15 protein-coding genes are annotated in these 14,336 nt (G+C 67.1%); all 15 read right to left on the bottom strand.

Features of this window, described 5'->3' with window-relative positions; all coding sequences use genetic code 11:
• Positions 1–347: 347 nt before the first annotated feature.
• On the bottom strand, positions 348–1,607 hold the full coding sequence (gene murA / locus ACZ6DL_RS32290; RefSeq protein WP_040865172.1) for a UDP-N-acetylglucosamine 1-carboxyvinyltransferase: 1,260 nt from the start codon (positions 1,605–1,607) through the stop codon (positions 348–350).
• 216 nt (positions 1,608–1,823) lie between these two features.
• Complete coding sequence (locus ACZ6DL_RS32285) at positions 1,824–2,405, bottom strand: cob(I)yrinic acid a,c-diamide adenosyltransferase (RefSeq protein WP_466056765.1); 582 nt, start codon at positions 2,403–2,405, stop codon at positions 1,824–1,826.
• Positions 2,406–2,455: 50 nt separating this feature from the next.
• Positions 2,456–2,878, bottom strand: a complete 423-nt coding sequence (locus ACZ6DL_RS32280; RefSeq protein ID WP_084466922.1) for a DUF2550 domain-containing protein — start codon at positions 2,876–2,878, stop codon at positions 2,456–2,458.
• Positions 2,879–3,137: 259 nt separating this feature from the next.
• Complete coding sequence (locus ACZ6DL_RS32275; RefSeq protein ID WP_379054838.1) at positions 3,138–3,515, bottom strand: F0F1 ATP synthase subunit epsilon; 378 nt, start codon at positions 3,513–3,515, stop codon at positions 3,138–3,140.
• A 6-nt stretch (positions 3,516–3,521) separates the two neighbouring features.
• Positions 3,522–4,970: a F0F1 ATP synthase subunit beta gene (gene atpD, locus ACZ6DL_RS32270; protein ID WP_159930782.1), complete on the bottom strand. Its 1,449-nt coding sequence runs from the start codon at positions 4,968–4,970 to the stop codon at positions 3,522–3,524.
• A gap of 79 nt (positions 4,971–5,049) precedes the next feature.
• The gene (locus ACZ6DL_RS32265; protein ID WP_357125956.1) at positions 5,050–6,021 is read right to left on the bottom strand and encodes a F0F1 ATP synthase subunit gamma; all 972 of its coding nucleotides are present in this window, start codon (positions 6,019–6,021) and stop codon (positions 5,050–5,052) included.
• A gap of 132 nt (positions 6,022–6,153) precedes the next feature.
• Positions 6,154–7,791, bottom strand: coding sequence for a F0F1 ATP synthase subunit alpha (gene atpA / locus ACZ6DL_RS32260; RefSeq protein WP_391471089.1), 1,638 nt, complete (start codon positions 7,789–7,791; stop codon positions 6,154–6,156).
• Positions 7,792–7,845: 54 nt separating this feature from the next.
• Positions 7,846–8,655: a F0F1 ATP synthase subunit delta gene (locus tag ACZ6DL_RS32255; protein ID WP_396987730.1), complete on the bottom strand. Its 810-nt coding sequence runs from the start codon at positions 8,653–8,655 to the stop codon at positions 7,846–7,848.
• Between the two features lie 19 nt (positions 8,656–8,674).
• Positions 8,675–9,235 carry a F0F1 ATP synthase subunit B gene (locus ACZ6DL_RS32250; protein ID WP_466056762.1) on the bottom strand — a complete coding sequence of 187 codons (561 nt, stop codon included), beginning with the start codon at positions 9,233–9,235 and terminating at the stop codon, positions 8,675–8,677.
• 5 nt (positions 9,236–9,240) lie between these two features.
• On the bottom strand, positions 9,241–9,489 hold the full coding sequence (locus ACZ6DL_RS32245) for an ATP synthase F0 subunit C (protein ID WP_039796339.1): 249 nt from the start codon (positions 9,487–9,489) through the stop codon (positions 9,241–9,243).
• A 78-nt stretch (positions 9,490–9,567) separates the two neighbouring features.
• On the bottom strand, positions 9,568–10,416 hold the full coding sequence (gene atpB, locus ACZ6DL_RS32240; protein ID WP_466056760.1) for a F0F1 ATP synthase subunit A: 849 nt from the start codon (positions 10,414–10,416) through the stop codon (positions 9,568–9,570).
• A gap of 270 nt (positions 10,417–10,686) precedes the next feature.
• Positions 10,687–11,142, bottom strand: coding sequence for a hypothetical protein (locus ACZ6DL_RS32235; RefSeq protein WP_466056758.1), 456 nt, complete (start codon positions 11,140–11,142; stop codon positions 10,687–10,689).
• A gap of 11 nt (positions 11,143–11,153) precedes the next feature.
• Complete coding sequence (locus tag ACZ6DL_RS32230) at positions 11,154–12,311, bottom strand: glycosyltransferase family 4 protein (RefSeq protein WP_040865162.1); 1,158 nt, start codon at positions 12,309–12,311, stop codon at positions 11,154–11,156.
• Positions 12,308–12,979, bottom strand: a complete 672-nt coding sequence (locus ACZ6DL_RS32225) for an L-threonylcarbamoyladenylate synthase (protein WP_357125988.1) — start codon at positions 12,977–12,979, stop codon at positions 12,308–12,310. Before ACZ6DL_RS32225 ends, ACZ6DL_RS32230 begins: the two co-directional genes overlap by 4 nt.
• Positions 12,980–13,433: 454 nt before the next feature.
• Positions 13,434–14,312 carry a peptide chain release factor N(5)-glutamine methyltransferase gene (gene prmC, locus ACZ6DL_RS32220; RefSeq protein ID WP_466056756.1) on the bottom strand — a complete coding sequence of 293 codons (879 nt, stop codon included), beginning with the start codon at positions 14,310–14,312 and terminating at the stop codon, positions 13,434–13,436.
• Positions 14,313–14,336: the final 24 nt, after the last annotated feature.

Below are 14,336 nucleotides of genomic sequence, written 5' to 3'. Positions count from 1 at the left end.
TCATCGACACACTATTGAGTTCTCAAAGAACACACGCACACACATCCAACCCGAACATTCTCGGAACTTCAGTGAGGCAACTTTTCAAGCTTAGCTCAGTGGTGAACCCAGTTGCAAACTGGGTCCGCGGCCGAGCCATGTGATCGCCAGGCGCTCCTCGTCCTACCTCGTTTCCCTGGCCTCCAGCTCAGCGTTTCCGCTCAGCTCCTGGGCCCCGGGTCGGTGTCCGTGTCGCTCTGACTTGGAATAAGTTACGTGTCTGCGTGCACGATGTCAAATCCCCTGGTCATCACGCGTTTTCAGGGAAACGCTCGATAACTCGTGCCCATCGGGATGGGCGCGAGCGCTCAATCCGCGGCGCCGACGCGCGTGACATCGCCGCCCAGCTCCTGCAGCTGCTCGACGAAATTCGGATACCCGCGATCGATATGGAAGACGTCGTGCACTTCGGTGGTCCCGTCGGCGACCAAGCCCGCGAGGACCAGACCCGCGCCGGCCCGGATGTCCGAGGACCACACCGGAGCACTCGACAACCGAGGAATCCCGCGCACCACCGCGTGGTGCCCATCGGTGCGCGCGTCGGCGCCGAGCCGGATCATCTCTTCCACGAACCGGAAGCGCGCCTCGAAGATGTTCTCGGTGATCATCGAGGTTCCGTCCGCGATGGACGCCAGCCCGATGGCCATCGGCTGCAAGTCGGTCGGGAAACCTGGGAACGGCAGGGTCGAGAAGTTCACCGCGCGCGGCCGCTCGGCCTGAACTACCCGGAAGCCGTCCTGCTCGAACGAGATGCGCGCCCCCGCGGACCGCAGCTTGTCGAGCACCAGCGACAGATGCTTGGGGTTCACGCCCGTGACGCGGATGTCGCCGAGGGTCATCGCGGCGGCGATGCCCCACGTCGCGGCCACAATGCGGTCACCGATGACGCGGTGGGTGGTCGGCGCGAGACGCTCGACGCCCTGGATGGTGAGCACCGAGGTGCCCGCGCCGCTGATCCGCGCCCCCATCCGGACGAGCATGTTGCACAGGTCGACGATGTCCGGTTCGCGCGCGGCGTTGTCGATCACCGTCTCGCCCTCGGCCAGCACCGCCGCCATGAGGATGTTCTCGGTCGCGCCGACCGAGGGGAAGTCGAGCCGGATCCGGGCGCCTTGCAGCTCGTCGGCCTTGGCCACCACGCAACCGTGCTCGATCTCGCTGGTCGCGCCGAGCAGGCGCAGGCCGGCCTGATGCATGTCGAGCGGGCGGGAGCCGATGGCGTCACCGCCGGGCAGTGCGACGACGGCGCGCTTGCACCGCGCCATCAGCGGACCCAGCACGCACACCGATGCGCGGAACTGCGTCACCGCGGGGAAATCCGCGTGGTACTTCGGTTCGGCGGGCGTGGTGATGGACACCGTCCCGCCGTCGATGGCCACGTCGCAGCCGAGGCCGCGCAGCACATCGCCCATCAGCGGCACGTCGAGGATGTCCGGGCAGTTCGTGATCGTGGTGGTGCCCTCGGCGAGCAGCGCAGCGGCCATCAGTTTGAGGACGCTGTTCTTGGCGCCCCCCACTGTGACCTCACCGACGAGTCGATTTCCGCCGGTAACCAAAAACCGTTCCATGCCGCCTCTCCGCGTATTCGGCGCACTGTTGGTGCAAGGATAGTTGGGGCGGCGCACTACGGTGCCGCCTCTCCACGACTCCCCTCGCCTCCGGACGTTTTCGCCGTTGGAGCGAGTGCCGCGAGATGGGCGCGTGCTGTGGTCGACGGGGTGGTCCCGACGCCTTGCCGGCAATACCCCGTGATCGCCCGGGTACTCGCCTGCGGTCCTACGCGATCAGGCGCCCGGCGGTTCCCCGCCGGGCTTCCACAGGATATCGCCGCCGGGATTGGCCACCCGGCTCAGGATGAACAGCAGGTCCGAGAGGCGATTGAGGTACTTGGCGGGCAGCACCTCGGTGTCCTCCGGGTGCGCCTCGATCGCCGCCCACGCCGAGCGCTCCGCTCGGCGCGCGACCGTCCGGGCGGTGTGCAACAGGGCGGCCAGCGGCGTACCGCCAGGCAGGATGAACGAATCGAGCGCGGGCAACGCGGTGTTGAACTCGTCGCACCATGCTTCGAGCCGATCGATGTAGGGCTGAGTGACCCGCAGCGGCGGGTACTTCGGCTCCGCCACGACGGGTGTGGAGAGGTCCGCGCCTGCGTCGAACAAATCGTTCTGTATCTGCCGCAGTACCGTGAGCATCGTCTCGTCGGGCCCACCGAGGGCGATCGCCACACCGATGGCGGCGTTCGTCTCATCGCAGTCGGCGTAGGCCACCAAGCGTGGGTCGGTCTTCGCGACCCGGGAGAAGTCGCTCAATCCCGTGGTCCCGTCATCGCCGGTCCGGGTGTAGATCCGGGTCAAATGCACGCTCACAGCACAACCCTAGCGGGCGCGGCCGGACCGGGTCCGCCGAGAGCCGTGGGCTACAGACCCGGCATCCGCCGCGTGCGATCGGACGGGCGGGATTCCACCCAGGACAGGAACGCGGTCAGGGAATCGCGATCCAAGGCGAGTTCGAAGTCGCCCGAGCGGTCCGACACCGCGATCACGGCGATGTCGTCGGTCATGATGTCGTACTCGTCGCCGCGCGGACCCCGGCGATCACCGATCTCGATGCCCTGCCGCCGAATGGCGGAGTCCGGGCCGAGTTTGAGGCTGGTGAGTTTGAAGAAGACCAGACGGTCCTCGTCGTAGCGGATCAATCCGTGGCGCCATCCTTGACCGCCGCGGGCGGGCAGGACACGCAGGATCGCGGCGGTTCCGCCGCGCCGCAACATGATGAGGCGGTAAGTCGAGGCAAGCGCGAGGAACACGAGCGTGAGCACCAGAATGATCAGGAGAACCATCCCGGTTTGCAATGCTGTTCGTCCCTTCGCGAGGCCGCCGTGTGGTCCACACGGCATTCGATTGGCGGGTGTTCGCAGGCCCTTCGTGGTGACGCGGACCTCCGCTCGGCGAGCCTGATGTTCACACCGCGTGCGGTCATTCAACCACGGCACCGAGTTTACAAATGGCCCGGCCGTGTCCGACTCGCCTGAAAGACGCTGTCGGCGGTGAAGGGACTCTTCACCGCCGACAGCAGTCGTGCTCGAAAACAGGTTGTAACTACGCGTTCGCCGTCTGTTCGACCGCGCGCACGCGGGCCTGAGCCGCCTTCTGCTGCTCTTCGCTGGCGTCGGAGTCGGCCAGCACCCGGCGGGCCTCCTCGACGTCCACCTCGTCGGCGAATTCCGCCGACTCGGCCAGCACCCGAACCGAGTTCGCGGTCACCGAGAAGAAGCCGCCGTGCACCGCGGCGACGACCCGCTGACCGTCGGTGTCCACGATCGTCACGATGCCGCCCTCGACCAGCTGGCCGAGCAACGGTTCGTGGCCGGCCATGATGCCGATCTGGCCCTCGGTGGTCTGCGCGCTGACGAACGTCGCCTGGCCGGACCAGAGCAATCGTTCGACCGCGACGAGATCGACTGACATTTCCGCCATCGGTGACTACTTTCCGAGGATCTTCTTGGCGGCCTTCTCGACATCGTCGAGACCACCGCAGCTGTTGAAGGCCTGCTCGGGGTAGCTGTCGAACTCACCCTTGCAGACGCGGTCGAAGTCGTCGATGGTCTGCTCCAGCGGCACGACCGAACCCGGCTGACCGGTGAACTTCTCGGCCACGATGAAGTTCTGGCCGAGGAACTTCTCCAGACGACGGGCGCGGCCGACGAGGACCTTGTCCTCCTCGGACAGTTCGTCCATACCGAGGATGGCGATGATGTCCTGCAGTTCCTTGTACTTCTGCAGGATCCGCTTCACCTCGTTGGCGACCCGGAAGTGCCGGTCGCCGACGATCGAGGCCTCCAGGATGCGCGAGGTCGAGGTCAGCGGATCGACGGCCGGGTAGATGCCCTTCTGCGAGATCGGGCGGGAGAGCTCGGTCGTCGCGTCGAGGTGGGCGAAGGTGGTCGCCGGCGCAGGGTCGGTGTAGTCGTCGGCGGGCACGTAGATGGCCTGCAGCGAGGTGATGGACCGACCACGGGTCGAGGTGATGCGCTCCTGCAGCTCACCCATCTCGTCGGCCAGCGTGGGCTGGTAACCGACGGCGGAGGGCATGCGGCCGAGCAGGGTCGACACCTCGGAACCGGCCTGGGTGAACCGGAAGATGTTGTCGATGAACAGCAGCACGTCCTGGTGCTGCACGTCGCGGAAGTACTCGGCCATGGTCAGCGCCGAGAGGGCGACGCGCATACGGGTGCCCGGCGGCTCGTCCATCTGGCCGAAGACGAGGGCGGTGTCCTGGAGGACGCCCATCTCCTCCATCTCCAGGTGCAGGTCGGTGCCCTCACGGGTGCGCTCACCGACACCGGCGAACACGGAGGTGCCGGAGAACTCCCGCGCGATACGGGTGATCATCTCCTGGATCAGAACGGTCTTGCCGACACCGGCGCCACCGAACAGACCGATCTTGCCACCCTTCACGTACGGGGTGAGCAGGTCGATGACCTTGATGCCCGTTTCGAGCAGCTCGGTCTTGCCCTCGAGCTGGTCGAACGACGGCGGCTTGCGGTGGATGCCCCACTGCTCGCCGTCGCGGCCCAGGCCGGGGGTGTCCAGGCAGTCGCCCAGCGCGTTGAAGACGTGGCCCTTGACCACGTCGCCGACGGGCACCGAGATCGGCTTGCCGGTGTCGGTGACGGTGGCGCCGCGGACCAGGCCGTCGGTCGGCTGCATCGAGATGGTGCGCACGATGCCGTCGCCGAGGTGCTGGGCGACCTCCAGGGTCAGGGTCTTGGCCACCGAGGTCAGGGCGATCTCGGCGTGCAGAGCGTTGAACAGCTCGGGAATGGCTCCGCGCGGGAACTCGACGTCCACGACGGGGCCGATGACCCGGACGACGCGGCCTGCGGCGCCGCCGGTCCGGCTCGTGTTGTCTTGGGTGACAGCTGCGGTCATTGGTGTTGGTTCTCTCCGTGTCGATGTGCGGCCTTCGGGGGCCTTACTACGTGCCCGTCGCTCAGGCCGCGTGTGGCGCTCAGTCGCGGTCCGAGCTCGACGCCAGCGCGTTCACGCCGCCGACGATTTCGCTGATTTCCTGCGTGATCTGGGCCTGACGCACCGAGTTGGCCTCGCGCTGGAGCACACTCGCGAGTTCGTTGGCGTTGTCGGTGGCGGCCTTCATTGCGGTGCGCCGAGCCGCTGACTCGGATGCCGCTGCCTCGAGCAACGACGCGTAGATGCGCGTATTGACATACTTCGGCAGCAGCGCCGCCAGCAGCACATCGGCGTCGGGCTCGAATTCGTACTGCGCGTGGACGTCCGCCGTCGGCGAATCCGACACGATGTCCTCACCCAGGTCGAAGTTCTCGTCGACGTAGCTCACCTGGATCGGCGCCAGTCGGCGCACCTCAGGGCTCTGCGTCAGCATCGAGACGAAGCGGGTGTACACGACGTGCAGCTCATCGACGCCTGCGATGTCACCCGTCCCGTTCGGAGCGGGCACCGCTCCGTCGGAGCCGGCCATGAAGGCGTCGACCAGGTGGTGGCAGGCGGACGAAGCATCGGAATACTTCGGCTGCTGCGAGAACCCGGTCCACGCCGACACGTACGAGCGGTTGCGGAAGGCGTAGTAGGTCAGGCCCTTGTTGCCCATCACGTAGAGCACCGGCTCTTTGCCCTCGTCACGCAGGGTGGTCATCAGCTCTTCGGCACGCTTGAGCACGTTCGAGTTGTAGCCACCGCACATGCCGCTGTCACTGGTGATCACCAGCACGGCCGCCCGGCGCGGGTTGGCGCGCTCGGTCAGCAGCGGATGCGAGAGGTTCTTCGACGCGCTCGCCAGCTCGCTGAGGACCTTGGTGATCTCCTCCGCGTACGGCTTCGCGGCCGCGACCCTGGCCTGAGCCTTGGAGATTCGCGAGGTCGCGATCAGCTCTTGGGCCTTGGTGATCTTCTTGATCGAATTCACACCACGAATGCGGGAGCGCAATTCACGCAAGCTTGCCATCAGCGGTTCACACTCCCTTCATTCGCTGCGTGGGATTGACGGCGTACGCCGAGCACGAGGAGGTCGCGCACGCTTCCTCCTTCGTGCCCGTCGCGTATGCCGCGGATCGAATAGCGCATTTGCCGGCTCGCGTTACTTCTCGACGTGCTTGCGGGTCACCGACAGCGACTCGACCTCTTCGTGGTCGAGCTGGCCCGCCTCGGCCTCGTTCACCACGGGAGTGCCGTCGGAGGTGAGGAAGGTCCCCAGGAACTTCTTGGTGGCCGCCTCGACCTGCTCGGCCGCCTCGCCGTCGAGCACCTTGCCGCCCTCGATGGCCTTGAACGCGTCGGCGGCGCTGCGGTGCAGCTCCTCCAGCAGCTCGGCGTTGAAGCGGCGGATGTCACCGACCGGGACCGAGTCGTAGTGGCCGCGGTCGACCAGGTAGATCGAGATGATCTGGTCCTCGACCGGCACCGGCGAGTACTGGTCCTGCTTGAGCAGTTCGACCCAGCGGGCGCCGCGCTCGAGCTGCGCCAGCGAAGCCGCGTCGAGGTCGGAGGCGAACGCGGAGAACGCCTCCAGCTCGCGGTACTGCGCCAGTTCCAGACGCAGCGAGCCCGCCACCTTCTTCATGCCCTTGGTCTGAGCGGCGCCACCGACGCGGGAGACCGAGGTACCGACGTTGATCGCCGGTCGGACACCCTTGTTGAACAGGTCGGACTCGAGGAACACCTGGCCATCGGTGATCGAGATGACGTTGGTGGGGATGAACGCCGAGATGTCGTTGGCCTTGGTCTCGATGATCGGCAGACCGGTCATCGAGCCCGCGCCCAGCTCGTCGGACAGCTTCGCGCAACGCTCCAGCAGCCGGGAGTGCAGGTAGAAGACGTCACCCGGGTAGGCCTCGCGGCCCGGCGGGCGACGCAGCAGCAGCGAGATGGCGCGGTAGGCCTCGGCCTGCTTGGTCAGGTCGTCGAACACGATGAGCACGTGCTTGCCCTGGTACATCCAGTGCTGGCCGATGGCCGAACCGGTGTAGGGGGCCAGCCACTTGAAGCCGGCGGAGTCGGAAGCCGGGGCGGCGACGATGGTGGTGTACTCCAGCGCGCCGTGCTGCTCCAGCGCGGCCTTCACGCCCGCGATGGTGGAGCCCTTCTGGCCGATGGCGACGTAGATGCAGCGCACCTGCTTGGTCGGGTCGCCGGTCTCCCAGTTGGCCTTCTGGTTCAGGATCGCGTCGATGCAGACCGCGGTCTTGCCGGTCTTGCGGTCGCCGATGATCAGCTGACGCTGGCCGCGGCCGATGGCGGTCAGCGCGTCGATCGCGGTGATGCCGGTGGCCAGCGGCTCCTCGACCGGCTGACGCTCCAGCACGGTCGCGGCCTGCAGCTCGAGCACGCGCTGTTCCTCGGACTCGATCTCGCCGAGGCCGTCGATCGGCTGGCCCAGCGGGTTCACCACGCGGCCGAGGAACTTGTCGCCGACCGGGACCGAGAGCACGTCACCGGTCCGGCGGACCTCCTGGCCCTCCTCGATCTCGGCGAACTCGCCGAGGATGACGGCACCGATCTCACGGTCCTCGAGGTTCAGCGCGACGCCGAGCACGCCGCCCGGGAACTCGAGCAGCTCGTTGGCCATTGCCGAGGGCAGGCCGCTGACGTGCGCGATGCCGTCGCTGGTGTCGGTGACCACACCGACTTCTTCGATGGAGGTCTCGGGGGTGTAGCTCTGGGTGTAGCTCTCGATCGCGCTACGGATCTCGTCGGAGGAGATCGTCAGCTCCGCCATGTTCTTCCTGCTCTCGCTGTCTGGGTCTGGAATGTCGGGGGTGGTGGAAGCGCGCTAGGTCAGGGCCCGGCGCATCTTCTCCAGTCGGCCGATGGCGCTGCCGTCGATCACGTCGTCACCGACGCGCACCACGACTCCGCTCAGCAGATTCGGGTCGACCTGGATGTGCACCGTGGTCGCCTTGCCGTAGATGCGCCGCAGCGAGGCGGCAAGCCGGTCGCGCTGCTGCTCGGTGAGCCCGATCGCGGCGCGCACGTGCGCGACGATCTGATCGCGGCGCGCGGCCGCGAGGTCGGACAGCTCGTCGAAGGCGGTGCTGATGCCCGACCGCTGCCTGGTCACCGCCTGCTCCGCCAGGGTCAGGGTGATGGGCTCCGTCTTGCCGGCCAGCAGCCGTTGGATCAGTTCGCCCTTGGCCGAAGCCTGCTGCGACCGATCCGACAGCGCCTGCTCCAACTCGGGGTTGTCGCTGATGATCCGGCCCAGCCGGAACAGCTCGTCCTCGACCGCCTCGATCCGGCCACGCTGGGCCGCCGACTCGAGCAACGCCTCCTGGCCGAGCAGCACCAAGGTGTCCACCAGATCCGGAGTGCGCGACCAGTTCTCGGCCACCGCGGTGGTCAGCACTGCCAGCGTGGCAGCGCTGACCTTGCCGCCGAAGACCCGCTCGCAGAGTTCCGCACGCGCGGAACCCGGCACCGACACGTCCGCGAGCGCAACACGCAGCGAACGCTGGTCGTCCAGCACGGCGACAACGGCGAACAGTTCCGAACCCGTCGTGGCCGCAACACTGTCGCTTCCGGTCAGAGCGGCCCGAAGCGCCTCCCGAGACCGGGCACTGGCCTCGCGGCTCGCTGCGTACATGCTTCTCACTTTCGCGTCGTTACCTTCCGACCCCGATGCCTGCGTCAGTCTGGTCGAGCTCATCGAGGAAACGGTCGATCGAGGCCGCCTGCTTGGCCTCGTCCGAAACCGACTGCCCGATGATCTTCTCGGCCAGGTCGACGGCCGTACGGCCGACTTCGTGGCGCAGCTCGGTCAGGATCTGCTGGCGCTGGGCTTCCAGCTGGGTGTGGCCCGCCGCGATGATGCGGTCGGCTTCCGCCTGGGCTTCCGAGCGCATCTGCGCCAGGATCTCCTGGCCCTGGGTGCGCGCGTCCTCGCGGATGCGCGCGGCCTCGAGCCGGGCATCGGCCAGCTGCTGCTGGTACTGCTGCAGGGTGAGCTGAGCTTCTTCCTGCGCGGCTTCCGCGCGAGCGATGCCGCCTTCGATCTTCTCGGAACGCTCGTCGAGCGTCTTCATCAGGCGCGGGGTCACGTACTTGTAGAACAGGAACCCGATGATGATGACGCAGACGATCGACCAGATGATGTCGTACGTTTCGGGGACGAGAGGATTCACTTCCTCTCCCTCCGCCGCCGCGAGCAAAACTGACTCGTACATCGGAATCAGAAAATGAAGCCGGCGACGAGACCGATGAGGGCCAGGGCTTCGGTGAACGCGATACCGAGGAACATGTTGGTACGGATGGTGCCCTGCAGCTCAGGCTGACGCGCGATGCCCTCGATGGCCTTACCGACGACGATGCCGACGCCGATGCCGGGGCCGATCGCGGCGAGACCGTAGCCGACGGCGCCCAGGCCCTTGAAGGTGCTCTCGTTGGTGGCGGCTTCCTGGGCCAGGTAAGCGAGGCTCATGAGTCTTCCATTCCCTTTCTGTTGCTCACCCGCCGGTCGGCGTGGTGTAGCAGATTTCCGGTAGTTGTATCGGTCGGGTCAGTGGTCGGCCGCGTGCTGGGCGAGGCTGATGTATACGGCGGTCAGCAGCGCAAACACGTAGGCCTGCAGGAAGATGACCAACAGCTCGAAGAGCGTGAATCCGAGTCCCGCGAGCAGGGAGAACGGCGAGAACACCTTCATCCACGAGGTGGCGTCGAACAGGAAGAACCAGGTCGCGCTGAAGAACAGCACCAGCATGATGTGGCCGGCCAGCATGTTCGCCATGAGTCGGACGGTCAGCGTGAACGGGCGCAGGATGAAGGTCGAGACGAACTCGATCGGAATCAGCAGCACGTGCAGTGCGACGGGAACGTTCGGAACGACGATGCTGCTGCGCATGTAGTTGAAGAATCCGTACTTCCTGATACCGACGTAGTTGAACGTCAGGTACGCGATGACGGCCAGCACCAGCGGCATGCCGATTCGGGCGTTCGACGAGATGTTCAACCCCGGCACGACACCCGAGAAGTTCAGAAAGAGGACCGTGAAGAAGATCGTCGCGATCAGCGGGAAGAACTTCCGTCCCGATTCCTTGCCGAGGACCTCGTCACAGATCTGCTCCTTGACGAAGACCAGGCTGATTTCGGCGACATTCTGCAGGCCGCGCGGAACGATCCGGGGCGAGCGGAATGCCAGCACCATCACGACCGAGAGAACGGCCGTCATCAGAATGCGGATCAGCATCAATCGATCGAGTTCGAACGGCGTTCCCTCGAACAGCACAGCTGGAGGGAAGAAGTCGGTAAGCGACGGCGCGTGGAACTCGGCCGCCAGAGTGGTGACGCTCAGCGTTCTCTCCCGTGTTCGGGCCGCGGGTACGGTCATTCCCGCGGTTCGATCGGACATTGACGATCAATTTGGGTCGACTCAGGTCGGCTCGAAGTTCGTCAGCAGCTGGGCGGTGGTTTGATTTCCACCAGGCGTCTGTACGTGTGTCGGCGACATTCGTCGACATGCAGAACCGGAACACCCCTCGGAGCCCGGCACGGCAGTAAGCATAGCGGCCCATGCAGGGGATCTCGGCGGTGACCCCTCACTGATCCCCGACTTGGTCGCTTGCTTACCAACACTTTACCAAGTCATCTACGACAGCGTGTAGGGGGTGGGGTGTTTTCGTTACTCCCGGGTACCGGACGCGGTGTCCGGGTCGGTCGTCGTCACGTACGGAACCTTCTGCCGGACAACGCCGTACGTCTCCGCGCCGAGCACGATGACCAGGGCTCCGACCACCGTGAGGAACAGCACGACGCGGTCGTAGAAGTGGAACCGCTGGAGGATCGCGACGACGATCAGCGCTACCAGGACCTTGCCCGCCCAGCTGACCAGCATGATCAGGCCGGCGGTACTCGGCGGCAGCTTCGCGCCGAACAGCACGACGGCCGCGGTGGTGAGGATGAAACCGCCACCGATCGCGGCGCCGAGCACGGCGCCCCACACTCCCGCGCCACCCGCGACGGCGGCGCCCAGCGCGACGGCCAGGACAACCAGCACGCCCAAGCCGATCAGGCCGTAGCGCAGCGCGGACCGCAGCGGCGCGTCGGGGCCGGGCACGGGTCGGGGTGTGAAGCTCACAACCGCCGACTTTACCCGGACGCCGATCCGTCACCCGCCGGGTCCCCACGCCGCAGCCCCGGAATGGCGGTGATCACCAAGGCGAAAACCAGCCCGCCCGCCATCAGCAAGACGACCAGCGTGCGGTCCATCAGCGAGGTGCCGACCGCGCCGAAGGCGAGCACACCGACCCACAAATAGATCAGCAACACCACGCGGCGGTGCGAATGGCCGATCTGCAGCAAGCGATGATGCAAGTGCATCTTGTCCGGCGTCGAGAAACTCACGCCCGCGCGAACCCGGCGCACAATGGCGAGCAACAGGTCGAGCACCGGAATGAACATCACCGCGCCGACCAGCAGCAGCGGGGAAAGCAGACCGACGATGTCGCGCGGGCCGTACCCCTGCAACGGGATTCGACCCGACGCGCCGGTCGACACCGCGGCCAGCATCAATCCGATCAGCATCGAGCCGGAGTCGCCCATGAAAATGCGCGCGGGCTGGAAATTGTGCGGCAGGAATCCGAGGCATCCACCCGCGAGCGCGGCGGCCAGCAATGCCGGCGGGTAGGTGTCCACCGAGCCGCCCTGCTCGTTCATCAGTCCCAGGCAGAACACGAAGACGGCCAGCGCCGCGATCAGACCCAGACCGGCCGCCAGGCCGTCCAGACCGTCGACGAAATTCATGGCGTTGACCAGGGTGACGGTGACCGCCACCGTGACCAGCCCGCCCTGCAAGCCGTCCAGTACCACCGTGGTGTTGCTGAACGGGTTGTAGATGACGTACCAGCCCAATCCCATGACGGCCATCACACCCGCCGCCGTCACCTGGCCGGCGAACTTCGTCAGCGCGTCCAGTCCCCAGCGATCGTCGACGATGCCGACCAGCACGATGACCGTGGCGGCCACCAGCACGGCGATCGGGATGTCGGGTTTGTAGTCGAAGCCGCTGCGCAGCGCGGGCAGCTGGTGGGCGAACAGCACCGCGGCCACCACACCGATGTACATGCCGACGCCGCCCATCCGCGGAATCGGCTTGACGTGCACGTCCCGGTCCCTGGGCACGGCGACCGCGCCGAAGCCGATCGCCAGCACCCGCACCCCACCGGTGGCCAGGAACGTCACCACCGCGGAGATGAGCAGCACGACGAGCAGCTCCCGAAGCGGGACGACGGCACTCGAACCCATCATCCGCGCTGCTGTGCGGCGCCGCTGAGCGCTTCCGGCGACATGCCGAGCACCTCGGCGATGTCGGCGACCGGCACCGCGCCCACGCGCAGGATGCGCGGCTGGTCGGCGGTCAGATCGACGATGGTGGAGGCCACCGCGTGCTCGGCAGGGCCGCCGTCGAGATACACGCCGACCAGCTCACCGAGCTGGTCACGGGCTTCGGGCGCGGTCTTCGCCGGGGGCTGCCCGGACACGTTGGCACTCGACACCGCCAGCGGGCCGACCTCACGCAACAGCTCCAGCGCGACCGGGTGCAGCGGCATCCGCAACATCACCGTCCCACGCGTGTCACCGAGATCCCAGGCGAGCGAAGGCGCTTGCTGCACAACGAGACTCAGGCCGCCGGGCCAGAACGCCCGGATCAGCTCGCGCGCCTGCGGGCGCACCGAGAAGACCAGGCCGTCGATGGTGTGCCAGGAACCGACGAGCACCGGCACGGGCATGTCCCTGCCGCGCCGCTTGGCCGCGAGCAGCGAACTCACCGCGGTGGCATCGAACGCGTCGGCGGCCAGCCCGTACAGGGTGTCGGTGGGCAGCACGACCAACCGTCCGGATTTCAGGGCGCTGGTGGCTGCGGACAGTCCGGCGGCGCGCGAGTCGGGATCCGCGCAGTCGTAGACGGTACTCACGGCACCCATCCTGGCATGCTGGGCCGCTGGGCCGAGAACTCAGGCCGTACTAGTCGGCCGATATGGAGCTGCGTCAGGTCTCGCCTTACGCGCCGAGCAGGTTCTGGGTGTGCCCTACGAGTTGCCCATGTGCTCACCAAATCAGTCGTCGAGTCGGGCGGCGGTCACCGCACCCGGGTCCGACCACGGTCGATGGACGACTTCGGCTCCGAACCGTGCCGGAGCCGCGAGTCGGTTGGATCGAGCGCGCACCCTCGCGGTCCGGCCGGCTTCGCGTCTCGGATGCGGAAGCGCTTCCGGCTCCCGTGCGAACGCGCGAGGCGCCCGCAAAGCGGAGGCGCTCCCGGCCTGAGGTGAACAAGCGCGGCGGGCAGCGGGTCGGTAGGCAGCGTAGGTGCGCGGAAGGAGCACACCGGTTCCGGTGTGCTCCGGCGACGGACGCGCGAAGCGCGGGTCAGGTGTGGGTGGCGGCGACGAAGCGAGGTTTGCCCGCCAGGTCCGGGTGTTCGACGACGTCGGTGAAGGCGCCGGTGGCGGTGAGGAGGGCGGCCACGCCGGAGCCGTTGGTGTCGTCGTGCTCGATGGCGGTGGCGCCGCCGGGGCGCAGCAGCCTGGTGATGTTCGGGATCATCCCGCGGATGACCGACAGCCCGTCCGGGCCGCCGAACAGGGCGATGGACGGATCGTGCTCGGCCACCTCGGGGTCGAGGCGAGCGCCCTCCGGGATGTAGGGCGGGTTGGACAGCACGATGTCCACCCGGCCGTTCAGATCGGTGAGCAGTTCGGGATCGGTGGCGTCGTCGGCGTAGAGGGTGATGGGAGTATCGCCCGCGGCGATGCGGTCGTCGGCGTTGCGCCGCGCCCAGACCACTGCGGCGGGATCGAGTTCGACGGCGTGCACCTCGGCGTCGGGGCGCGCGTGCGCGACAGCCAGCGCGAGCGCTCCTGATCCGGTGCACAGGTCGACGACGATCGGCGCGTGATCGTGCGGCAGCGCTTCCAATTGCGCCAGCGCCCACGCGTACAGCAACTCGGTCTCCGGACGCGGCACGAAGACGCCGGGGCCGACCGCGAGGTCGAGCGCGCCCATCACGGCCGTTCCGGTCAAGTGCTGCAAGGGGATTCGCTCGGCACGGCGGGCGACCAGCTCGCGGAACGTGTCCAGCTCGTCCGGCGCCACCAGCGGGCTCAGCGCCAGCCGGGTTCGCTCCACACCGAGAACGTGCGCGGCCAAGTGCTCGGCGTCGGCGCGGGGGCTGTGCACCCCCGCGGTCCGTAACGTCTCGATGGCGTCGTTGATGACGGGGCGCAGCGCGACTCGGGTCGTAGACATGGCACCGACTCTGCCCGAAAGACG

Source organism: Nocardia sp. NPDC041819, assembly GCF_055590505.1.
The sequence above is the reverse complement of the archived record's forward strand: the minus strand, read 5'-3'. Positions and strand labels throughout refer to the sequence as shown.